The organism is Sphingobacterium sp. NPDC055346 (assembly GCF_053645235.1).
Map to the genome: position 1 here is coordinate 766,263 of NZ_JBSHMI010000001.1, position 22,245 is coordinate 788,507.

The 22,245-nt window shown below is 40.5% G+C and carries 20 protein-coding genes; 5 read left to right on the forward strand and 15 right to left on the reverse strand.

The window, feature by feature from the left end; translation table 11 throughout:
• Window positions 1-50: 50 nt before the first annotated feature.
• Together ACWICE_RS03275 and ACWICE_RS03280 are read right to left on the reverse strand one after the other, a co-directional pair.
• Entirely contained in the window at window positions 51-1,247 is a 1,197-nt protein-coding gene (locus tag ACWICE_RS03275) for a WD40/YVTN/BNR-like repeat-containing protein (protein WP_454297629.1), read from the reverse strand.
• A 12-nt stretch (window positions 1,248-1,259) separates the two neighbouring features.
• Complete coding sequence (locus ACWICE_RS03280) at window positions 1,260-3,068, reverse strand: helix-turn-helix transcriptional regulator (RefSeq protein ID WP_185212868.1); 1,809 nt, start codon at window positions 3,066-3,068, stop codon at window positions 1,260-1,262.
• 302 nt (window positions 3,069-3,370) lie between these two features.
• Between ACWICE_RS03280 and ACWICE_RS03285 the strand changes: the two genes are divergently transcribed.
• Genes ACWICE_RS03285 through ACWICE_RS03300 form a run of 4 tightly spaced genes read left to right on the forward strand, consistent with a single transcriptional unit; the run spans window position 3,371 to window position 5,575 of the window.
• Window positions 3,371-3,709, forward strand: a complete 339-nt coding sequence (locus tag ACWICE_RS03285) for a DUF4870 domain-containing protein (RefSeq protein WP_454297630.1) — start codon at window positions 3,371-3,373, stop codon at window positions 3,707-3,709.
• Window position 3,710: 1 nt separating this feature from the next.
• On the forward strand, window positions 3,711-4,133 hold the full coding sequence (locus ACWICE_RS03290) for a DUF3592 domain-containing protein (RefSeq protein ID WP_454297631.1): 423 nt from the start codon (window positions 3,711-3,713) through the stop codon (window positions 4,131-4,133).
• A gap of 10 nt (window positions 4,134-4,143) precedes the next feature.
• Complete coding sequence (locus ACWICE_RS03295) at window positions 4,144-4,680, forward strand: hypothetical protein (protein ID WP_185215755.1); 537 nt, start codon at window positions 4,144-4,146, stop codon at window positions 4,678-4,680.
• Between the two features lie 4 nt (window positions 4,681-4,684).
• Window positions 4,685-5,575: a hypothetical protein gene (locus ACWICE_RS03300; RefSeq protein WP_454297632.1), complete on the forward strand. Its 891-nt coding sequence runs from the start codon at window positions 4,685-4,687 to the stop codon at window positions 5,573-5,575.
• A 74-nt stretch (window positions 5,576-5,649) separates the two neighbouring features.
• On the opposite strand, the gene ACWICE_RS03305 is transcribed toward ACWICE_RS03300, so the two are convergent.
• From ACWICE_RS03305 to ACWICE_RS03325, 5 genes are all read right to left on the reverse strand, one after another.
• The gene (locus ACWICE_RS03305; protein ID WP_185212863.1) at window positions 5,650-5,907 is read right to left on the reverse strand and encodes a hypothetical protein; all 258 of its coding nucleotides are present in this window, start codon (window positions 5,905-5,907) and stop codon (window positions 5,650-5,652) included.
• A gap of 206 nt (window positions 5,908-6,113) precedes the next feature.
• Complete coding sequence (locus ACWICE_RS03310) at window positions 6,114-6,518, reverse strand: hypothetical protein (protein ID WP_185212862.1); 405 nt, start codon at window positions 6,516-6,518, stop codon at window positions 6,114-6,116.
• Window positions 6,502-7,254: a class I SAM-dependent methyltransferase gene (locus tag ACWICE_RS03315; RefSeq protein WP_454297633.1), complete on the reverse strand. Its 753-nt coding sequence runs from the start codon at window positions 7,252-7,254 to the stop codon at window positions 6,502-6,504. Before ACWICE_RS03315 ends, ACWICE_RS03310 begins: the two co-directional genes overlap by 17 nt.
• On the reverse strand, window positions 7,248-7,982 hold the full coding sequence (locus ACWICE_RS03320; protein ID WP_185212860.1) for a DUF2071 domain-containing protein: 735 nt from the start codon (window positions 7,980-7,982) through the stop codon (window positions 7,248-7,250). Before ACWICE_RS03320 ends, ACWICE_RS03315 begins: the two co-directional genes overlap by 7 nt.
• Window positions 7,975-8,376, reverse strand: a complete 402-nt coding sequence (locus tag ACWICE_RS03325) for a DoxX-like family protein (protein WP_454297634.1) — start codon at window positions 8,374-8,376, stop codon at window positions 7,975-7,977. The genes ACWICE_RS03320 and ACWICE_RS03325 overlap by 8 nt, the downstream gene beginning before the upstream one ends.
• A gap of 183 nt (window positions 8,377-8,559) precedes the next feature.
• On the opposite strand from ACWICE_RS03325, the gene ACWICE_RS03330 reads away from it, so the two are divergent.
• The gene (locus ACWICE_RS03330) at window positions 8,560-9,459 is read left to right on the forward strand and encodes a helix-turn-helix domain-containing protein (protein WP_454291473.1); all 900 of its coding nucleotides are present in this window, start codon (window positions 8,560-8,562) and stop codon (window positions 9,457-9,459) included.
• Between the two features lie 50 nt (window positions 9,460-9,509).
• Here the strand turns inward: ACWICE_RS03330 and porM are convergent, their stop codons facing one another.
• The 8 genes from porM to ACWICE_RS03370 all read right to left on the reverse strand — a co-directional run bounded on the left by porM (window position 9,510) and on the right by ACWICE_RS03370 (window position 22,033).
• Entirely contained in the window at window positions 9,510-11,042 is a 1,533-nt protein-coding gene (gene porM / locus ACWICE_RS03335; protein WP_454297635.1) for a type IX secretion system motor protein PorM/GldM, read from the reverse strand.
• A 30-nt stretch (window positions 11,043-11,072) separates the two neighbouring features.
• On the reverse strand, window positions 11,073-11,885 hold the full coding sequence (gene porL, locus ACWICE_RS03340) for a type IX secretion system motor protein PorL/GldL (protein WP_185212856.1): 813 nt from the start codon (window positions 11,883-11,885) through the stop codon (window positions 11,073-11,075).
• A gap of 46 nt (window positions 11,886-11,931) precedes the next feature.
• On the reverse strand, window positions 11,932-13,119 hold the full coding sequence (gene porN, locus ACWICE_RS03345; protein ID WP_185212855.1) for a type IX secretion system ring subunit PorN/GldN: 1,188 nt from the start codon (window positions 13,117-13,119) through the stop codon (window positions 11,932-11,934).
• A gap of 33 nt (window positions 13,120-13,152) precedes the next feature.
• Window positions 13,153-14,439 carry a type IX secretion system lipoprotein PorK/GldK gene (gene porK / locus ACWICE_RS03350; protein WP_454297636.1) on the reverse strand — a complete coding sequence of 429 codons (1,287 nt, stop codon included), beginning with the start codon at window positions 14,437-14,439 and terminating at the stop codon, window positions 13,153-13,155.
• Window positions 14,440-14,491: 52 nt separating this feature from the next.
• Complete coding sequence (locus tag ACWICE_RS03355) at window positions 14,492-15,181, reverse strand: outer membrane beta-barrel protein (RefSeq protein ID WP_185212853.1); 690 nt, start codon at window positions 15,179-15,181, stop codon at window positions 14,492-14,494.
• A 573-nt stretch (window positions 15,182-15,754) separates the two neighbouring features.
• Window positions 15,755-17,410: a RagB/SusD family nutrient uptake outer membrane protein gene (locus ACWICE_RS03360; protein WP_454297637.1), complete on the reverse strand. Its 1,656-nt coding sequence runs from the start codon at window positions 17,408-17,410 to the stop codon at window positions 15,755-15,757.
• A gap of 21 nt (window positions 17,411-17,431) precedes the next feature.
• On the reverse strand, window positions 17,432-20,593 hold the full coding sequence (locus tag ACWICE_RS03365) for a SusC/RagA family TonB-linked outer membrane protein (protein ID WP_313261315.1): 3,162 nt from the start codon (window positions 20,591-20,593) through the stop codon (window positions 17,432-17,434).
• Window positions 20,594-21,058: 465 nt separating this feature from the next.
• Window positions 21,059-22,033, reverse strand: coding sequence for a hypothetical protein (locus ACWICE_RS03370; RefSeq protein WP_454297638.1), 975 nt, complete (start codon window positions 22,031-22,033; stop codon window positions 21,059-21,061).
• Between the last annotated feature and the right edge of the window lie 212 nt (window positions 22,034-22,245).

Genomic DNA, 22,245 nt, shown 5'->3' on the forward strand with positions numbered 1-22,245 from the left:
ATAAATGATTCATGGGAAAGGAGGCTGAATGGCCTCCTTTTTTTATGTGCTTACCTATCCTGAACCCGATATAGTTTATCCCGGTCCAAGAGGTAAATATGCTCTTTATCTAAAGCATAAATGGCATGTGATTCCCCGATAAAGGTGGAGCTATCAGAACGCAATAATGGTTTCAAAGTCATATCTCCTCGATCCAATTTATAGGCAAAGGCTGTACGTCCATCGTCATTATCCGAAGCCATGCTGGTCACATAGATATCTTGACCTAATCCGGTGATATCGGTAAGGGTTAAATAATCGCCTTCGTTATAGATCTCGATTGGGTTGAAAGGTTTTGGAAAATCCAGTCTTGTCCAGTTTTTGGCCAAGTCGGTCGATCTCCAAAAGGATCTGGAACCTGCTGCAAACAATTCATTGGGATTGACCGACCATAAGGATCGCAGCGTCGCATCCGTATTGTATTGCATATTGGAAGTGATATCCTGCCAAGTTATACCAGCATCAGTAGTGATATAGGTTATCCCAATGGAATCATCCAAAATAATCCATGTCTTTTGGTCCAAGATAGATAGTTCAACCAAGGCATAATCCTTGAGAACCGACCCTTCCAAATTTATCGCTTCCCAGGTGTTCCCTGCATCTTTGGTCGACATCATGATAGGTCTTCCGTTGTCTTTCCTTTGACCTACAACTATTCCAAAACTATCATTTAAGAAACGGAGCTTATACCAAGCAATGCTTGCCTCCGAGGAGTATAAGGATTGGGAATTGAATACCTCCCATTTTTCAAGATTCTGGTCGGTCCTGAATACATATTTACTTTCTCCTAAAACAAAGATGTGCTCTTTGGTCTTGGCTATACTATGGAAAGCATTTGCAAACCTGGAAAAGTCTAAGGCCTTCCAGTTTTTCCCTGCATCGGTTGTAGCACGTATGCTGAGATTGGTACCACCTACAATCAGACCTTTTTGGGGGCTGAGAAACAATACGTCATTGAAAAAGCTAAAGGAGAGATCATTATTTTGAAATAGGATATCGGCTTCCGTTCCATTTGCAGCGTTTTTTATCTTCGATGGCTGAAATGGAATATCGAAACTATAGTTTTCCTTTTCAGTCAATTCGGGAACTTTGTCGATCGAAATGTAATTTTCATTGACCTGAGCTTTGCAGGAGCTAAAAAATGAACAGCTAAGAACCGAAATCAGGATCGCTTTATAGCTCCATTTGATAGTTAGGGTGATTTTCATAGGCGAGGATTTTTAAGACCCAACTTCTTGCAGGAAGGATTCAAGGTCACTGTCTTTGGAAAGACCAAACTTCTGTTTCAATCTATATTTGAACATCCGGACTGATTGGGCTTCAATGTGCAGCACTTGGGCAATCTGCTTGGTTGACATCTGTAAATAGATGTATGCACAGTACCGCAGATCTAATGGAGTCAGTTTTTGGTTCGCTTTTTCAATCAATTGAGAGAAGAAAGTCGGGTGCAATTGCTGGATCTGCCATTTAATATCATCGAAATCTGCATTCAAGAGGGTTTCTTCACGCAACAAACGTTGAATATCGCGCGAATCACCATCCTGCAATTTGGATTGGATCTGCTTGAGCATATCATTTTTGTGCTCAATGATCAGTGAATTGGCAAGGGCTTCTTTTTGCAGCTGTTGATGTTTCAGCTCCAAAAGATCCTGCTCGGCCTTTAACCTAGCTTGCTCTTCCCTCTCCAACTTTACCTGCATTTCGGCATTCAACTCAGCATCTTCTTTTTCCATCGCCAATTTCTTTTCGCGTTCGATGGAATAACGAAGTTTGAAGTGATAGGACCTAAACATAAAGGCCAAGCCAAGGGTGGCCAGTATAGCCAATCCACCATAGAGGTAGTTCTGTCTCTGGCGCAAATCAGCCGTTTCTCCCAAAAGCTTTAGTTGTTGATCTTTTTTCTCGGTTTCATACTGGATTTCCAGCTTTTGGGTATTGGTAATCTGCTCCTGATCGAAGTTCTGTTTCAGGACGCTTTCCGACTTTTTCTGGTAATTCAGCGCAGAGGTGATATCACCCTTTTTCTCAGAAAGGTCTGCAAGATGCTTATAGAGCAGGTATTCTAATCGGAACAGGGAATTATCCCTTCGGGAGTCCAATCGGCTGACTCCCTGGATCAGATATTGTTCTGCCAAGGCAATATTTCCTTCTTTGATAGCAAAATCACTTTTGATGCCGTAAATGTTGATCCATCTGCTGAACCTCGCGCGATCGTTTTTAAGTTCTATTTCGGCTTCATCCAAATACTTATAGGCTTGTTCCTTTCTCTTGGCAATCGGGCCATTATCAAACTCCAGATAATAGTTGGCCAAATTAATGGATGCCACAACAAAGGTATTGCTGCTCACCTCGGCAGGAAATTGCTCAAAGAGTTGATAGGCCTTTTCCAAGTGGTAGAAATTGCTGTCGATATCCTTTTGTTCATTGGTCTTCCTATATCTATTTAAGTACACGCTGGCAAAACCGAGATGGACATTGGCGATGTAGTTCTTATTGTTGGTCTTTTTGGCGTATTTATCACATTCTTGGATATAATGCTGCATTTTGTCGTTTTCATCCCAACCTGTGTAAGTCGCATAGATCAAGTAGTTGAAATAATAATTGAGATTATCTACGTTCTTTTCATTTTCCAAAAGCTTGAGGGCTTCCTTGGAATCCTTGATGACTTCATCAGTCAGGTTCAGGTAGCTATTTAAGAATGCTTTCGCTCTTAAAGCCATCGCTTTGCTGATGGGGCTATTGGTTTTGTCCTGTTGCTCGATGACGATATCTACGGCTTGACTTCCCAGTTTCAAGCTGTCCCTTTCCAATAGGATTCCGCTCTTGAAGGTATTCAGATAGATAAGATCATCGGGTCCATTGGCGGGATTCTTAAGGGCTTGGTTAAGGATTTCTAAAGATTTATCGTCCTGATTTTTCAGGTTTAGGAGCTCCACTTGCTTCACCACATCCTCAGTGCCATCGAGTAGGCTTTGTCCCCATACCGTAACCGTATTAAGCAAAAGAAAAAGGATCAGGATATTTCTCATATGGATAATTGAACAAAAATTGGAATTGGCAATCTATTATTTTTTTTTGATAGAATGGTTTCTTCAGGAAAGAATCAAAAACCTAGCCAAGGAATTATGGCGCTGTAAGCCAGATTGTTGCGTTTTCTGTATATACTTTGTATATACAGAGTTGGAGCCTGTATACAGATTGTGCTCAACCGAGTACTGAAGTTTCCAAAAATGTTTAAGAAATTTAAATTGAAGAAAAGAGAGCTTTAGAGTTCCGTAATTAGGTTACAGAGAGAAAGGCTTCACACACATTATTAAATTCAGGAAGGAATATGAGTTCAAAAGCACAAGCAGTATTAAGTTATCTGGGAATCCTTTGGTTGCTGGCCTATTTTGCGGGGAAAAATAATAGGGATCAATTCAGCGCCTACCATTTGCGCCAAGGTCTGGGGTTAATCATCTCCTCCTTTTTGTTCGTGATCATTCTGTCCATATTAATGGCTTTAGCTCCATCTATTGCCTTTATTTTCAACTTATTTAGTCTGCTAATTTTTATTTTGATGATTGTTGGCATTCTTCATGCTATTAATAATGTTGAGAAGCCTCTTCCTTTTATAGGAGAATATTTTATGGATAAATTCCCTTTTATTGAAAACAACAAAGTAATTTGATATGTCTGCAATTATACATTGGTCATTATTATTTCTGGGTCTGATCCTATTAGGGTTTTCGATTTCCCTATATTTAAAGACAAAGAAAATGTTGGCAAAAGGTGTTTACGGGAGTGCTGTCGTGATAGAGAACAAATTAGTGCGCTCCACGGACGAAAAGGGTACTTCGATGATGTACCAACCTGTGATGGAAATAAAAGCGGGAGAAAAGACCTATCCCTTTAGCCCTAACTTCAGGTCCAATCCGCCTCAATATAAGGTAGGTGAAAAGGTTCCTGTGGTCTATGAAGCTTCAGAACCGCAGTCTGCAAGGATTGTATCTTATTGGGGATTGCATCTGGGCAGTATTATCCTCATGCTTTTTGCCCTGCCGATGCTAACAATTGGCACTGGCTATGTGTTATTCAAATATGGTATCATTTAAACCCTAAATTATGTCTGAACAATGTTCATTATATATCAAAGTAAGGATTTCGAAAGAAGACCTTGATGCTTTCCTAAAGGCAAGACCCATTGCAAGTACCATAAACAGTAACTGGCTGGAATGGTGGGACTCTAGAGTGATGCATTCCAAGATGGACCTCAAAAATGTCCCGGCATATATCGTTCCTACGAATGGAGACTTTCTTGAGGATATCTTGGAAGATAAATATATAGTTGCTAGACAAGCCTATAAAGATGGGTATTGGTATCTGTTAGGCCTACAGTTTTCGGAAAACTATACGGAGATCTTGCCAATGATCTCTTGGATCAAGGATCTGGCGGCACACCTAGAGCCAGACGCGAAAGGGGTGGCTTTTATTTATGATTATTTATGGGGCGATAAGACGGTCATGGCATACATAGAAATCTCTGAAAAATTAGGGAAATTGAGCCGTACTAGTCGTACAACGGAGATCAACCAAGAGGTCCTTAAGGAGGCTAATGAAATGTTCGAAATCTTATTAAACAGCTTAGAAGACAAAGATTAATACAATGAATGAGGTAAAAATATTCTTTATCATTATTGGGACTTTTTTTATGCGTGAGCAACCCAGCTTGGTTGCAGAGAAGGCCGTGATAAGTGTGGACCCTATTAAAAAGCAGGTGGTCATCGTTCAAAAGAACTTGATATCGACCGTCGAAGAGCAATCTGTTCAGAAAACGGAGGAGTTCCAAAAACTTAAGAACAAGGAGTTGAATTGGGCAAATGAACTCAGCATCTTTAAAAATAAAGAGATCAGCCTTCAAGAAAATGGAAACTCCGTAGCATTGACGGTTTCATTTAGCTATGATAAACCCGAAGATCTTAGCATCATTAACATCGATTATAATGAGTCACAATTTTCCACTTTCATCGATGAAAAAATAAAGGGCCTAACTGGAGATTTCCATGTGGAGGAGCCTTATTTGGTTTTTAAAGGGAATAAACCATTCTCCTTTGAGGTCAGCATTTATGACGAGTGGTTAGAATCCGACACGCCTCCTTTACAGTTTAGTAAAGAATTTCTTGGCCAACCTTTGGTCATGAAGAAATCTGATGCCGTCAAAGGAAAAGGCTTGATCCAAACTGCTAACCCATCAACTTACGGTTCTAACCCTTCCTATATGGATAAAGGTTTAAACCTGTTTTTTGCAGAAGATCAAGATTTTGTCCTGTTGAACGAGGAAACGGAAATTGAGGTCAGCTATTTTGACAATAACACCTTATTGATTCCAATCAATGCGGGTACTGCCCCTGTTAAAGGGTTAAATAAAGGAGATAATTATTTTGTCTTCCAAATGGATGACATGAATAATAACCTGACGTTATTTCCTTCAGATAAAAACGGGAAAATAATGGAGGGTAAAACTCCCTTATACTTTAGCACAATGCCAAGGGAGTAAAATAAATGAGGTCCAAGGCTTAGCTTTGGACCAATTAGTTTTTTCCGAAATAATCAGGAATAATATCTTTAGAATTAGGACCTAGAAAGTTCCATTCCAGACTTTAAGATTGAATTGAGTTTGATAAGCTTTAATACCGCTGGAAGGATGACTAAAATCGAAGCAGCCACCAAAACAGAAAGTATTAAAGTTTTTTCTTGTTTAACAAAAAGCCCAACAGTAGTTATTAATAAGGTCATAGCCATTGCTCCGCCACAAATAATAGCGAAAGTAAGCTTGCGTTGTAGGTTCAAATCTCTGATAACCTCACTCATTTTCTTGTTGCTTCCCATAATGCCCAGTATTAATTAAGTATCCTAATCTTGTCAACTGATAGTAGAACAAAAGATGTTTTTCATTTTGTAGCTACAAGTTTACAAAAATAAAATATTAATAATGCAAGAAAAAAATAAAATTGTTTGAACAACAGTTGTTTAGGTAAATAATTACACGTCAGGTAGTTGTTAATTATCTGTGAATTAATAAAAGCGTTGTTTTCTTAATTCCCTTTGCTAAAATATCCCCATAAAAAGCTGTAACTGAGGAAAACCCAGAATACAATAGCAACAATATGGATTACAGTCTCCAATCTTCTTCCTTTCCATAAGGATGATGGGTATATAAAAAATTGAAAAAACAGCCTTATCAGCCAGAAAAGCCCTAAACCTAAGCAAATCTTCCTTCCTAATTCAGTTTGTAACAGATCTTCTGCAGATGTAACACAAAGCAGCCCCATCAAGAACACTGTAAGCGCAATAAAAAAGGTGTGCACTTTCATCATCGATCTATTGATCTGCTGCAGAGGGGCCAGGTCTTCCTTCCAGCCAAAGTACTTCGGGAATATGACATGGATGCAGGATAAGAGTATCAATAAGTAACCAATAATCTCAATTTGGAGTTCCATTCGGTTTAAGTTTAAATATGGAGACAAATTTAGTTGTTTTCAGTTCTTCCGTCACCTTTAATCCAGCAGTGGCAAAGCAGGTCTCCCAATTGCTTTTCGGATAAAAGTGCATAAATCCGATGTTATAGGCCAAAAAGTTTGGAACATCCCTTAAATGCTCCATAATAATAATTTCACCCCTAGCATCACAAACCCTTGCTAACTCTTTCAGAAAGGCTATCCGCTCATTCACATTCCTGATCTCATGTGCGGAAAAGATGCAGATAACCTTATCAAAGGAAGCCTCTGCAAAAGGAAGTTCTTCTGTCTTGACTATCAGTGTATCTTGACTGGATGGATAAGCCTTCCTCGCCCTCTTTATGGAGATCTCGGTATGTTGTAATGGGTCATAGAAATCCGCCTTCTGCAAGATAATGCCGGGGAATTGCTGCTTCAGGATGTCACTGGTCTCATCAAATCCAGCACTGATGTTTAGGACCTTCAAGCAATTTAGATCACCAACCTGTTTTAATTCATATAGGCCGGAAAGATCGTATACATAGTAGGAAACCATTAAAGTGACCAAAACCTGTGCGAATGAAAGGAGAACAAGAACATAGATAATAAGCTGTAGCATTCCACTGCTCATTGCCCCCCATATAAGCAACAGCAGAGCGACAACAAATAATATGAAGTATTGATGCCAGTTAAAGCGTACGATATTCCAAACTCCTTGAAAATTTGTCCTTGTTAGCATGGATCAAATACTCCTTTCTTCCAATAATATGGAACATCACGGATCTCAAAGGCATTAGAGAGTTGAATATGCTGAAAGTTAAAACGATCAATGAAATCAAAATCGGCAGTGATTAATTCAATGGGTTGAGCAGTCCAGTTCTCCCTCACGCCTTCAATTATCAAAACTTGGTTCTTTGTTTGATCGATCTCAAATGTAAAGGGTAATGGCCCTACAAAACGTCGAGCTTCTTTCCATGAGGGAAATACAGAGTTGACGGGGAGTTTCATCTCGCCATCAGTTTTTCTTGAATACAGCAGGGTAAATTTTGATTTATCGGATTGTATTTCAACTTGATGACCTTCTATTTTTTGTGAAATATCAGTGGTGGTATAAGCATAACGGGTAAAGAGATTGCCTAAGAGCTCCATTTTCAATTTATTGGTTTCAGATTTAAGGATATAGAGACCGCGCAGGTTTTTACCGGTACTGGTCTGATATCTTACAAAGATTCTATAGCCTATCAGAAAGAAATCATTCCCTAGAAACTTGGGAAATCCCTTTGGTCTGAGATCCTTGGTCTTGACCATTGCTATCGTCAAAAAGCCCCATTTATCTTCATATAGATCCAGTGTCAATGGCTTAGGAACATATTTTTCCAATTCTTCTTTAGCAACGGCAAAGGTCAGGATCGTTGAGCTCTCAAAATAAGCTTCAACCGCAAAGGGATGATTTTGGAAGTTAAGCAATTCGGTTACTCCTTTCTAAACCTGCTTGCAGAACAAATTCCTGGTAGTAAATCAATGCTGCCAAACAGCATGCAAAGACAATGTTGAACCTGCCCCAGAGCAACAAATGGGCTGCAAGAACAAACTCCATGATATTCATGCTTACAATCAAAAGGATCTGGGCAATAGCACTCAGCCGGCTATATTTCCTTGAAATTATCCAGATAGCCATGAACACTTCAGAAATTCCGATAGCAATAGTCAGAGGTCTTGCATAGGTCTCTCCCAAGATCTCAGCGACGATCTGTTGATGCCTCGGTACCAGGTTCAATACCTTACAGAATAATCCGTTGATTAACCAAACCAACGAAAAGCAAAGGACCAGAACCTTATTCCAAAATCTAACTCTTTCCATGTATATCGCTTGTACTATATCAGTATGATGTATAACAGTCAATTAAAAATAACATAATTTATCCTCCTCGCCTATACACATTATATCTACTACGGTTTTTAATACCATTTTTACTGATTGAATAGCTACCTTGAACTAAATCATCCTAGGATTGTTATTTTCGAATAGAAAAACATGGTAGCTATGCAGGACATTCTAATCTTTGACCATATCAGCGAATACAACGCTTTCAATAATAACAAAACCTTACATCCGTTGGTCAGTGTAATTGACCTGGATAAAGCTGATGTTAGGACCTTACGAAAAATGAGGTATGACTTTTATTTAGTTTTCCTGAAAAAGATCAAATGTGGCGATCTGCGTTATGGTCTTGAAAACTACGATTATGAGGAAGGTACCTTGATTTTTATTTCACCGGGCCAAGTCATCGGCGAGAATGGAACTGAAGCCTATAAACCTCAGGGATATGCCCTTGCCTTTCATCCCGACCTGTTGGCTGGTACAAGTCTAGCTAAACGCATGAAGGAATTACATTTCTTCTCCTATGCCGTGAATGAAGCATTGCACCTATCTGAAAAGGAAAGAAATATCATCTTGGACTGTTTTTCTAAAATAGAATATGAACTGGAGCAGAATATGGACAAGCATAGCAAACAGCTCATCGTGTCCAATATCGAATTGTTCTTAAATTACTGCGAGCGCTTCTATGACCGCCAATTTATCACAAGGGAACATGTCAACAAGGGAATCTTGCATCGCTTTGAAGAGCTCTTGGATGAGTACTTTCACTCTGATAAACCAAAACTCTTGGGAATGCCTTCCGTATCCTTTTGCGCTGATCAATTACATCTATCCGCAAATTACTTCGGGGACCTGATCAAAAAAGAAACAGGTAAATCTCCACAAGAATATATACATCAGAAGTTGATCAAGGAAGCAAAAGATCTATTGTTTGATCGAAATAAGAGCATCAATGAGATCGCCTACGATCTAGGCTTTAAGTATCCTCAGCACTTTTCCCGGTTTTTCAAGAATGCCGTTGGAAATAGCCCGAATGAATTTAGATCTATCAATAGCAACTAAACAGCGTATAAAACAAAGATGCCCGATAATCTCGGGCATCTTTGTTTATGTTAGTTAGCTGTTAAAGCTACTGCATTCAATTGTCTTGGGGTACCATCTGGTCCTACGGCAATTATATTATCAAAAATAACGCGGGAACCTGGGGTGATACCATTCAAAGCTGATTTCATGGCAGAACTCAATTTCCCTCCTGAAGTAGAAAGGACAATGGCATCTGCACGTGGTTTAGCAATGATCAATGAGAATTTTGTTACTCTAAAAGAAGCATCAAAATCGAAGTTATCCAGTTTAGCGAAGATAGCATTCTGAGCTTTGATGGCCACAGTTGCCATTGCACCGCCCGTTTTACCTGCAAACTGCGCAATTGGATCTGGAATTCTTTTCACACGGAAATCCGTTGTACTCAAGGTCTGGGTTTTTCCAGGAGCAACCTCAGCAGAAACAGAAATCCTTGCTGTCCCCGGAGAACTCACCTTTACATTGTATTTTCCACCCGAACCACTGATGCTACCTCCAGCCATGCTGACCTTGATCTTATTGGTCGGAGTACCTGGAGCTGAAACCGAAATAGGGTTAGTTACTCCAATATATAGTACGTTCATTTTATCTGGCGATACCACAGCAGATGGTCTTGATACCTGATAAGTCTGTTGAGGGGTCCGGTATTCCTTGATCGAACCATCAGTCTGCTTCACCTTGATCACACCTGACCAAGTAAAGATCCCTTCCTGATTCGTAGGAACACGGTAAACACCTTTTCCATCCACTACCTCCAGATTATTTCCATTTACCGAAATTGCCGGTTGCGACTTGGAATCCGAAGCCGTCAAGAAGACTTCAGCTGAATAAGGTTGGCCTTGAACCAAGTAAGAAGTAGGAGCTACAGCTACCGCAGCAAACTTATCCAAGTTCACTACCGCCTGATCCATTTTCCCTAAGATCAATTTCACCACATCAGACTCCGCATTTTGTGCATCCGTTTGGATCTTCGTCAAAATGGTCATGGCTGCCGTCAAGGGTGTACCACTTCCAAAGTTGATCTCTTCCCATTTGCGCTTTCCGTTCACTGCTTTTTCAGGGTCACTGGCTTCCAGAGAGAAAGAAACAGATTTCTGTTCTTCCGGAGTCAATAGCGCCAATAACTTAGAACGGGTACTGTTGATCTTCTCTTTCAGTTCTTCCCCTTTTTTCTGGTTGATCATCAAACTAGGGGCGATATCTTCATTCTCGCGCATCTTCAGGTCACCGGTTTTTTCATCATAGCCGCCACCTTGTTTTACGAACTCCTCTTTGATACCGTTGATGTACTGGTTTAAGTCGTTGATAATTGCCTGTGCATTCTTAGCCTTATCGTAAATAGGTTTTGCCCTACCGGGTTCATCCTTTAACTTGGTGCTTTCAAATGCTGCGAACAATTGCTGGACAGAGTTATTTACGTTGGATTTTGAAGTCTCCAAACTGTTATTGATATTCTTAAAGGCATCCAATATTGAATCGGGTACATTTAATGCGAGCAAGGCAAGTAACACGAGATAAAGAATGTTTATCATCCGTTGCCTTGGCGTCTCTCTTCCTAATGCCATATTTCTTTTTTAAAATTTTACTTGGATGAATTACACTCGAGGCTGGTTCATAGCGCTCAACATATTGCCATACACGGCATTCAGTGCGTTGAGGTTTTTCGCTAATTTGTTTACCTCGTCTTTGAAAGCTTTGGAATCATCCAAAGATTCATTGAAGTTTTTCATTGTAAAACTTAAATTCTCGTAGAAATGGTTCATCGACTGCAAGTGAGAAGCCGAATCACGAAGTTCTTTTTCATACATCGTATTCAGCTGGCGCAAGTTGGAAGTCAGGTTCTGTACTTGCTCATGATAGCCGGTTGTATCCGTGTTGGTATTAGCCATGGCTACCAGGTTAGCAGAAGCTTTCTCGAAAGCTACACCTAAGTTGTCAAATTTGCTGGTCGCAGATCTCAACTTCTGGGTAAACTCATCCGTAGCCAGGGAAACATCGCTGATCCTGTTGATGGCAGACACCTTTTCACCAAAATCGCGCAAACCTCTTCCAAGGTTCTCAATGGTAGCAGGTTCAATATTTGCATCTGCGAACATTTTATCCAAGGCTGCAGTTGCAGAAGGTCCTTGCGGAGCATTCACCACCTGTGCAGATCGCACCGGCAATTCACCTTGAAACTTTTCATCCAATTCAGGATACACTCTTGACCAATCTGGTTCTTGAGGTGGAGGATTGAAACCCATCAAAAAGAATAGAATTGCTTCCACCGTCAGACCTAATCCGATCATGTAATTTGCCCATGACCCTCCTAGATGAAGGATTTTAAATAATACACCGATAATTACGATACTTGCTCCCCAAGAAATGGCAACATGTAGCCATCTTGAATTGTCTTTCTTTCTACTCATAATGTAAATTTTGCTAACCCTGTATAAGTGGGATGTTTATTGGATTCTAAAATTGACTTTCTTCGTTATAACTTCCTTCTTCCGTGGAGGAGCCTTCCTCCGTGCTGCCTTCCTCGGTACCACTTTCGGTTTCTTGATTGTTCTGCTCACTCTGTTTCAACAATTCCTCCAACTGCTGCTCACTTTGTTGCTGCTGTTGGTTTTGTCTTTGTTGGTGCTGCTGCTCCATCAATTCCTTTTGTCTCTTCTGCTCTTCCTCAATCTTCAGGTCTTGTTCATGACCTTCCAGGTTTTCGGCTTTCACACCTTTAGGCGTAGTCCACAATTTCTTTTTATAAGAGTCGAGCTTGTCTTCCAGCACTTGGGAGTTATCGGTTTGCAAACTGTCCGTTCCCGCAAAGGTTGCCTGTTGCAACATGCCTGGAGAAGATTCACGGACAATCTTGCTGGCAAACTTACGCTGTACAAACAGGTCGTCCATGGTCATATCATAAAGGCCACGGTCGGGGTCAGAAATATCAACTTTGACTAGACTATAGCGCAACTGAGGGAAATACAACCAGAAAGCTGGTGTAGAACCTACCGAAGTCGCCAATTCCGAAGAAGTGGTAATGTCCATCAATGGAGCAACACCAATGATCCTAGTTTCTAGGCGACCACGCTGTTTATCAAAGAAGATGTCCTCCTTGATCCTGAATTTGGTTACACGTTCCGGATTAAATTCATTCAAGGTCATCCTTGAATCAATCTGGTTACCTTCATCATCAAAGATTGGCACCAATACCGAATCGGCAAACCTTGCCATACCCTCACTTGCCGAAAGCTTCCCTTTGAAGGAATCATCCTCAGGGTTGTACGGCGTCAGTTTACCTGTTTCTATACCTTTCATGATCACTTCCATCAAGGAATTCCCAGGAACGGCATAGATAAAGTTACGTTCATCCTTCAGGTCAATATCCCGCCATACCCTTTTGTAAAACCTGATGTTCTTCAGGTTTACCTCCGGATAGGCAAAAGGGACAGCATCTTCCAAGTTGTTCACTTGGTAAAAGCCATCTGTAGTCGGTATCGTGTCAGACAGGATCTCTCCCTGCGGTACTTGCATCGTAGAATCATCCCGCATTTGGATTACTGTCTGGTTAATTACGGTGCTATCAGGTATCGTATCGATACTTTGTGCCATTATTGGAGATATTCCAAACGCCATGGCCACTACCATCATCCAATTTTTCATTTTAATAATCTTTAAATCGTTCACAGATTGATGTTAATATTTACGGGTCTTGCTCTGTACTGTCGGCAACTCGAATGCCGACATCACACATCTAAACCCTATATATGAATGTGGTTCATAATCCACTGAATAGTTTCTGGTTTCGCTGTTCAATTGCTCACCATTGTCTTTCCAAGATCCACCACGAACAACTTTTCTCTTCAATGCATCGGCATCCTGTTCATCAGCATCATAAAGCAATACTGGGTTCAGGTCGTTCACAAACGCAACAGCCGAAGGCGAATATGCATCCAGGGTCCATTCTGAAACATTACCAGCCATGTTGTACACACCGAATTTATTAGGCGTATAAGATTTAACCGGCAAGGTAAATGTTGCACCATCCCTAGAATAGGTACCCTCACCCTGTTTATAGTTCACAGCCAGTTTCTCTTTTCCATCATTACCATCAATAGTCATTTTCGTTCCTGCAATCGTATCTCGAGGGTCGATTTTACCTTCCGCAGCGTATTGCCACTGGGCTTCCGTAGGAAGACTGAATGTCAGTTGGTAACCGCTCAAGTAGGAGTTTTTCATCAGGTTGGCCATCATTTCCTTACCTCTCCAATCCGAATAGGCACGAGCCTGTCTCCATGAAACGCCGACTACGGGATAATAATCAAAAGATTGGTGGGTGAAATAATTGGCATCTAGGGAGGTTAATTGGGCATTTGGAAAGTCTCTCGACCAAATGTCTTCAGCTGTAACTACCGAAACTGTATCGGTCACATATTCTTTTTTCAGGTTGCCTTTGGTCTTCAAAAAGGAGAAACGGTATTTGATCACTTCCGGATTCAAGGCCCTCGTCGAACCTTTCATCTCCAACATGGGAGCAATGCGCTCGGCGATGGTAGGATCTGAACTCATCCAAATAGGAGAAATACTCCTTACCTTTTTCCAGTTAATTCGCCTTCCTTCGCCACTTTCACTTGCGATATCCAGAAAATACTGGTCATCCTGCAAATAATCAGTAATTGCGATCGAATCCGCTACCCAGTTTACGAACTGGCGATATTGCTTGTTGGTAACTTCAGTCTCATCGATAAAAAAGGCACTCAAACTGACGTTCTTGCCCACATTTCCGCTGTCCAAAGAACCTTTGAACAAGATTGTTCCCGAAGGGATATACACCATCCCCGGAGGAGCTGGCAATTTTCCGCCACGGAATGCAGATACTTTTGGGGCTTTGTAAAAATTGTTTGAAGAGTTACAGCCTGTAATAGCAAAAACAAGCAATAAGCAAGCTGCAGTATATATTCGATTTAGGAATACGCTATTCATACTTTCCATTGTTTAATTTTATAGTAGTTGAAAATGATTGATTTAGGAATGCTTATTTACGCTGAAACAAAGCATATTTAACCCCTATTGAGATATAGCTATAGTGATCTTGTTTACTGTTGATCACACCGTCCAGATTGTCTTTGGTCGTGATCGTATGTTGGTAGTTCAAGTTGATTGCCCATTGCGGACCATACAAGCCTCTTCCAATTGGAAAATCAACCCCTAGGTTGATGGGAACCACAAATTGGAAACCATCCAGATCCTGTGAAATTTCACCACCCTGCCCAACAACAGCATTTGCATAATTAGGATCAATGTTGTTTTTAATGTTGTTTTTCACCACTCCAGCACCGGCACCTAAATAGATGTTTGCAAGGATTTTGTGGAAAGGATCTGATTGGAGATTATAATAGCTATAATTATCCGGTAGGTTCATAAATTGACCAATCCTAACCTTCGCATTCGCATTAAATGCATAGTAGTCATTCTTAAAAGTACTGGCATAACCATTCCCTCCTAAAGCACCTTTTTCTGCATGAATACCGGCCGAAATAAAGGGAGTAATCAATCCATCCACATCAATATGACCCGCTAAATTAGTTTCGACATTCGCCAAGTCGGTCAGATTGATCGTAGGCCCCGCTCCAACACCAACACTAATCGGACGAGAGAATTGTGCTTGCGCTGATTTAAAACCACAAACTGCAAATAATAGTAAAGAAAAAATAGTTTTTTTCATGTTAAGAATTCTTGTTAGCAATACAATACATTATTATTTAGACGAATTTTGAGGCCCTTTATTATAAGTTCAATAAAAATATAGGCTCAAAATTATTAAGTCGTAAAATTTTACCAGCCTTTCTTGTCACAAGAATCTTACCAAAAGATGTTAAACGAAAATTGCAACACCCGAATCATAGCAAATTTTTCCTTTCAGAAAAACGCAAAAATGTGCACCACAAGTACACTCAGATGACATTTTGAAACATACACGTTTAAACATATATTGACTTAAAATTATTTTACTTTTTTTATTTAGGACAATGATTCACATGTTGGTTTTTAATATTAAAAATTTAGATGTTCAAACTGCTATCCATATATCGCTTGAGAATCGACAAATAAAAGATAGAAAAGCAATGCGCATAAATATTGGGATTTTCGATAGGCTATGGACTCGATTTTAAACCCCATTCATATTGGATAAATTAATAGCTATTGGATAAACTTTTACCGATACACAACAAAAAAAGAGGCGCCCATTCGGACACCTCTTTTGCATTATTTATTGATTAACTATTATTGACTACTCTTAGTAACCTGGGTTTTGAACAAGTACGCCGTAAGACAAGTCCATTTGACCCTGAGGTACAGGCATCAAATACAATTTATTGTCCCAGATACGCTCTTGCGCCAATGAGTTTTTCAGGTTATAGATATTCTTCATCACATCAGGTGCAGTTTTCCAACGACGAATATCCAAATAACGCATACCCTCCAATGCTAACTCCACTTTTCTTTCCTGACGGATTGCGTTCCTAAGGGCTTCCTTGCTAGCGTATTTTGTACGGTCTAGCTTTGGCATTCCCGCACGCTCACGGATCTGGTCAATGGAAGCATAAACCGTTGCATCTGGTCCAGTAGCCTCATTTTTCGCCTCTGCGTAGTTCAAAAGAACTTCAGCATAACGGATCAAGATCACGTTTGCATGGTTATCCAGGTTATCCCTATTCGCCTTCGTATCCACCATTTTCCTAAAGTTATAGCCCGTTTTGGACATATTGCTCGCTCCATCCACCCACGAGTACTTATATCCACCATCGATGGTCAAAGCATTCCAAGGCGCTGTTTCAAATAGAATGGATGCATAGAAACGAGGATCCCTGTTTTTGTATTCCTGAAGGAAAGCTGTTTTGTCCTTGTCTGCATATCGTTGAGCACGCTCTTGGTTACTCGGTGCAGTAACTGCTTCCCCAGTCTTGAAGTTCTGGTAACTGTTCACCAGCTCCTGTGTCGGCGTTAAGGAACTCCATCCACCTACTCCACCTTCTAATAGATAGGTGTTTAAATAGTTTGGCTGTGCCTGTTGGATATATTGTCTTTCCAGGATAACTTCCGAATTACCTTCATTAGCTTGATGGAAAATCCCCTCATAGCTACGCAAAGCCAATCTGAATTTCTCTTGTTCTGCTGCATTAGCGAAATCCACCAACTTACTGTAATCGTCTTTTTGGTCAACCTCAGCTTCTTGCGAAGTCTTGAATAATTGATAACCTAGACCCATTACTTCCTGTGCCGCTGCAGCAGCTTCCGCATACTTCGCTTCATTCAGGAGAATTCTTGATTTCAAGGCCAAAGCTGCACCTTTTGTAATTCTTCCTTTCTCATTGGATTTACCACCAGAATAAGAAGTAGGAAGGATTTTTGCAACCTCATCCAATTCTTTCAACACAAAAGAGATTACCTCATCTTTGGAAGATGTAGGAACGTTCAGTTCCTCTTCCGCAAAGCCCAAAACCTTTGTAATCAATGGAACTCCGCCAAACTTGCTAGCCATATTAAAATAGCGGTAAGCACGCATAAAACGAACCTCAGCTTTAAAACGGTTCTTTAAGGTCTCGTCCATGGTAGCCTTGTCCACATTCTCCAAGAAATAGTTGGTCTTACGAACGGTCTCATAATCCCAACCTGCGTTCAAGGCTGTACTTACGATTCCTGAAGAAACGGACGTAGCAGTGCTCTCCCAAGGGTATTGTGCATGCGCAATATCTGATGCTCCATCCTCGTAGATGATGCCATCCCCTGGCAATGTTGCGTATATTCCGTTTACCGCTAGGTAAACATCATTTTCAGTTTTCCAAAAGGTCTCTTCCGATACGGAATTCAATGGAATCCTTTCCAAGAATTCATCCTTACAGGATGTTAAAGTAAGGGCTGCAAATAGACCGATATATATAAATCTTTTCATTTTTCTATTAATAGTTGCTGGTTAAAAATTAGCATTCAAACCGATAGAGAAAGTTTTCACCCCTAAGAAGCTCGCTCTTCCTGAACCTGTTTCTGGATCATAATCTGATAATCTCTTATCCGCCATGAACGTAAATGGATTATTTGAGGACGCAAACAATCTTAGGTTAGACATTTTTGCCTTTTCGATCAATTTCTTGTCGAACGTATAACCTAAGGTAATGGCACGGATCCTGAAGTAATTTCCACTGAACAACCAGAAATCTGAAGTGATATAGTTTTGCTGAGCATCACCCGTTAATGTGATACGAGGGAATGGCGCAGATGCCGAGTTGTTCTCCTCTGTCCAACCTTGCAACCATTCTTTTTTGATGTTACCACCGTTGAAGAAAGGATGTGCAGCCTCTTGCTCAAAGTATGTTTTCACACCTCCTACACCGTAGGTAAGTACGTTCAGGTCAAATCCTTTGTATGATGCATTCACGGCAAAACCGTAGTTGAACCAAGGTACATCATTACCTAAGATCGTTCTGTCTTTCGGATCTAATACACCATCACCATTCACGTCTACATATTTGATGTCTCCAATCTTGGAGTTACCAGCAATACTTTTTTGGCTAGGGTGGTTATCGATTTCCTCCTGAGAGGTGAATAGACCTGCTGATTTATAACCATAGTAATCACCAACTGATCCACCAACGCGGTTGATGTAATAACCACTCACGATTTCATCTCTACCTGTACCTAGGTTAATGATTTCGTTCTTGATCTTAGAGATGTTTCCTGAGATCGAGTATTTGAACTCCTCGCCAACTTGTCCATTATAAGTGGCAATAACCTCAATACCTTTGTTCTTGGTTTCACCTTGGTTAAAGTAAGCTGCTGTTCCCCATCCTGAAGTAGCCAAGAATGTAGGTTGCAACAAGATTCCTTTTGTGTTCTTGATATAGTATTCAGCAGTCAAATTAACCTTGCCATTGAATAAAGTAGCGTCCAAACCAACGTTTGATTGATATACTTTTTCCCAAAGGGCACCTCTGTTTACCGCTGCTGTCTGTAAAGCACCGTCCACCGGCACACCATCAAAGCTGTATAGTGAACTGATCCTGATCAAGTTGAAGTAGTTACCGATTGCAACCGCATCTTGGTTACCCAATGAACCCCATGAACCTCTTAATTTCAAGGCATCAATCCAGTTCACGTTTTGCATAAACTGCTCCTTATCAATACTCCATCCTGCTGAAATAGAAGGGAACACTGCTCTACGTACCTCTGGTGCAAAGCGTGAAGAATAATCTATACGAGCGTTTGCTTCGAATAGGTATTTCTCTTGATAGTTATAGTTGAAACGACCAAAGAATGAACGGATAGACCACTCATCTTGAATCGTTCTATTCGCTAGTCCGGTTCCATCGCTACTTACGTCAGTCTGTGCGGAAGAACCATTGATGATAGTTTCTAGATCGTTGTTCACAAAGTTTTTACGACCTAAGAATGCTTCTCTATATGTGTTAGACTCTTGGGTGACACCGGCAGTAATCTTACCATAGTGATCATCAAAACGTCTTTCATAATTTGCCAATGCCTGAAGCAATAATTCTTCACGTTTACCCCAGTATTCTTTCATCTCATTGATAGGAACTGCTGTAGACGGTAAAGGCTTTTGCGTTAAGAAGTCCGTCAATGGATCCAGTCTATTGATGAAATCCCAGCTATTGGTATTTGTATATTTCAAGGATACCAATCCATCCAATGAGAAACCTTCAAATGGAGTCAAAGAGGCATTACCTGCCAATTGCAAGTAATTGTCCCTGTTTCTTCCCTGTCCAGCTTCTTGGATATTTCTCAATTGGTTGTTCTTTGCGATGGTTGCATTGGTTACACCATTTGAAATGGTTCCATACTCCCCATTGGACTGCTGCATTACCGTCATAGGCAATGCTCTACCCATTTCAACCCAACTGATTTCACCACCTTGACGGTCATAATCCTGTTTTAAGAAAGAGATATTGGTTCCAATTTTCAATAGGTTTTCAATCACGTCACTCTGCGTATTCAACTTGATGTTGATACGGTCCTGTTTCATTCCGGGAACGATAGAGTTTTGATCGAAATAATTTAAGCCTAAATAGTAGTTGGCCAATTTTCCTGGCGCATTGACATTTAAGTTAACATCTCTTTGTGGAGCAGATTGGTCTATGATCTCGTCAAACCAATTGGTATTCGGATACATGTCCTTATCAGAACCTGATCTATATTTTTCAATGATATCATCGGTAAAGATCGTTTGCTTGCCGGCATTTTTCATCGCACGGTTGTACAGTTCGATATATTCCAATGAATTAGCAAAGTTTGGCAGGAAAGTCGTGCTTTGCCAACCTTGGTTTGCGGAAAATCCGATGATAGCACGTTCACCGCCACCACGTTTTGTCGTTACCAAGATAACGCCGTTTGCTGCACGGGAACCATAAAGAGAAGCTGATGCTGCATCTTTCAACACCGACATGCTGCTGATATCTGCAGGGCTGATTGCTGCAAATTCCGCTCCTGATGCAGGGATACCATCGATGATGTACATCGGTCCTGGAGAACCTAGGTTTGAACGTCCGCGGACGGTTAAGGTCGCATTGTTACCTTTTTTAGGAGCCATTGGTCTACTGATAACCGTAATACCTGGCGAAACCCCTTGCAATGCATTCTGTAATGAGGTTACTGGGCGCTCCGCTAATTGTTTTGGCGTTACGGAAGCTACCGAACCTGTTAAGTTCACTTTCTTTTGGGTACCAAAAGCAACCACGACAACCTCGTCAATATCTTGGTTAGAAGAGCTTAATTGTACATTGAGGGTAGTCGACTCTACTACTTTTTCTTGGCTTGCATAGCCTATTGCAGTAAAGACTAACGTCTCTCCGAGGGGTACTTGGATTGAAAACCTACCGTTTTCATCTGTTGAAGTCGCAACTCTGGAATTGTTCTTCAGTGTTACGGTGGCTCCAGCTAGTGGTCCGTTTTCATCCGAAACCGTACCATTTACAGTTTCTTGATTTTGAGCAAACAAAGGGCTTACGTCAAACTTAGGCGTTGTGGCAAATCCATAATTCGGCATGGTGATTCCGAGTATAAGAGCTGTAGCTAAGTGGTAAGATTTGTTTACTAATAATTGCTTAGTAAACCTTTTTTTCATTATTAACAGTTATTATTATAAAGTTTAGATTGGTTTAAAATAATTATTAAATTAATGTTGCTAAAATATTACCCGCACTCAAACGTTTGCGTATTTTATGCAATCGGTTGTTTTAATAATGAAATTAATTTAATTTTAAACTAAATATTATACATACCCCTAACTGCTAAAACCATAACCACCTATATATCAACAAAAAGCTGATTTATCGCGCTAGAATTCTGATTTTGAAAGGGAATGCTAAAAAAGAAAACTGAAAACTGCTAATTTGCTAATCTTTTGGGAAAATTAGTTTCATTTTTTGGGACTCATTCGAGACATATTCGAGACTCATTCGAGACACATTCGAGACACGCTCGAACTGGACATTCCCAATCTCAGATGTTTCTCGAACATCTCTCGAATATGCCTCGAATGAAACCCCTATTTTTTGACAAAAAAAGGCTTAGCAATACCGCCTTTTATTTACTTCTTATTGAAGGTTAATTCCTTGAAGGAATTCTCATTTTTAAAATGGTCATCCACCCAGGTAGGCTTCAGTTTAAATTGAGTTCCAGAAACAATATTGAGCGTTCCTTTCATGATGGAATTTCCCTTAAAGAACAATTCCATGGTTCCTGAATTTGAACTTTGACCGGTATATTTCCAAGATCCTAAGGTCTTGATGGTTTCCCCGTCCACTGGTCTCCATCCTGGGGTTGCTCCACCTGATCCAAGATAGGTAATCGGATAGAAATTGATAGATCCATTCGAATTTAACTCATAGACTTGGCTTACCATTTTAAAATTTCCGTCCTGCGCCGCTATGGCTTCCCACTTACCTACTAGGGGTTTGTAGACGTCTTCGGCTTTTTGCATGTTGGAATATTTGCGGCCGCGATCAAAGCCAAATTGGTCCTTTACAGAACCATTGGGGTTGTAAACGGTAAAGTCTCCGTCCAATTCGCCAATGGAGTAAGCTCCCTGTGCCAGGGGTTTATCATGGGACGCCCAAAGGGCTTTGCCATGAAACATGTAGGTATTGGTGTTTTCAAGCTCGGAAACATTTACGGCAAAATGCAATTGATTGTTATCTACGCGGTAGTATTCGTAAAAGAAAAGCAGAACCGGTGTCCCCTTGAAATATTTGCGGTCTTCCCAGTAATTGCCGGTCTCGTCATCATTAGGAACGATGTCCCTACCCAGCAAATCCCTTTTTAGGTAGTAGACCGCCTTACTCTTTTCTACCTGTCTTAGGTTCTTGTCCACATATACCTTATCCTCATTTTTTACATAGTCTCCAAAGGTGGCAAAACTGGTGTCGAAGCCCAGCTGTAGGTCAGGTTGGACTTGATTATCCGGACTTGCATTGGAATCTTTGGAGCAAGACATCAGTTGCAGCAACATGGGCAACATCAGGAATACCCAAAGCTTGGGCTGCATAATTTTTAAAGCTTTCATATCAGTGCGATTAGTGTACCATGGATTGGATACAAGTATGAAATTAGAGCTTTCAAAAGATTATTTTATTATATTAAGCCTTCAATAGCTGACACATTTATATAATTTGATTAGGCTTTTTTGATAAATTAAATAGGCTAGAAAAAAGAAAAGCGAGCATTGCGCTCGCTTTCCAACCATCTATATAATAACTAACAAACCAGCTATTCTCA

Excerpts from the sequence above, each read along its gene's own strand:
- ACWICE_RS03275 (WP_454297629.1), bottom strand. The coding sequence starts at position 1,247 with ATGAAAATCACCCTAACTATCAAATGGAGCTATAAAGCGATCCTGATT.
- ACWICE_RS03280 (WP_185212868.1), bottom strand. The coding sequence starts at position 3,068 with ATGAGAAATATCCTGATCCTTTTTCTTTTGCTTAATACGGTTACGGTA.
- ACWICE_RS03285 (WP_454297630.1), top strand. The coding sequence starts at position 3,371 with ATGAGTTCAAAAGCACAAGCAGTATTAAGTTATCTGGGAATCCTTTGG.
- ACWICE_RS03290 (WP_454297631.1), top strand. The coding sequence starts at position 3,711 with ATGTCTGCAATTATACATTGGTCATTATTATTTCTGGGTCTGATCCTA.
- ACWICE_RS03295 (WP_185215755.1), top strand. The coding sequence starts at position 4,144 with ATGTCTGAACAATGTTCATTATATATCAAAGTAAGGATTTCGAAAGAA.
- ACWICE_RS03300 (WP_454297632.1), top strand. The coding sequence starts at position 4,685 with ATGAATGAGGTAAAAATATTCTTTATCATTATTGGGACTTTTTTTATG.
- ACWICE_RS03305 (WP_185212863.1), bottom strand. The coding sequence starts at position 5,907 with ATGGGAAGCAACAAGAAAATGAGTGAGGTTATCAGAGATTTGAACCTA.
- ACWICE_RS03310 (WP_185212862.1), bottom strand. The coding sequence starts at position 6,518 with ATGGAACTCCAAATTGAGATTATTGGTTACTTATTGATACTCTTATCC.
- ACWICE_RS03315 (WP_454297633.1), bottom strand. The coding sequence starts at position 7,254 with ATGCTAACAAGGACAAATTTTCAAGGAGTTTGGAATATCGTACGCTTT.
- ACWICE_RS03325 (WP_454297634.1), bottom strand. The coding sequence starts at position 8,376 with ATGGAAAGAGTTAGATTTTGGAATAAGGTTCTGGTCCTTTGCTTTTCG.
- ACWICE_RS03330 (WP_454291473.1), top strand. The coding sequence starts at position 8,560 with ATGCAGGACATTCTAATCTTTGACCATATCAGCGAATACAACGCTTTC.
- porM (WP_454297635.1), bottom strand. The coding sequence starts at position 11,042 with ATGGCATTAGGAAGAGAGACGCCAAGGCAACGGATGATAAACATTCTT.
- porL (WP_185212856.1), bottom strand. The coding sequence starts at position 11,885 with ATGAGTAGAAAGAAAGACAATTCAAGATGGCTACATGTTGCCATTTCT.
- porN (WP_185212855.1), bottom strand. The coding sequence starts at position 13,119 with ATGAAAAATTGGATGATGGTAGTGGCCATGGCGTTTGGAATATCTCCA.
- porK (WP_454297636.1), bottom strand. The coding sequence starts at position 14,439 with ATGAATAGCGTATTCCTAAATCGAATATATACTGCAGCTTGCTTATTG.
- ACWICE_RS03355 (WP_185212853.1), bottom strand. The coding sequence starts at position 15,181 with ATGAAAAAAACTATTTTTTCTTTACTATTATTTGCAGTTTGTGGTTTT.
- ACWICE_RS03360 (WP_454297637.1), bottom strand. The coding sequence starts at position 17,410 with ATGAAAAGATTTATATATATCGGTCTATTTGCAGCCCTTACTTTAACA.
- ACWICE_RS03365 (WP_313261315.1), bottom strand. The coding sequence starts at position 20,593 with ATGAAAAAAAGGTTTACTAAGCAATTATTAGTAAACAAATCTTACCAC.
- ACWICE_RS03370 (WP_454297638.1), bottom strand. The coding sequence starts at position 22,033 with ATGAAAGCTTTAAAAATTATGCAGCCCAAGCTTTGGGTATTCCTGATG.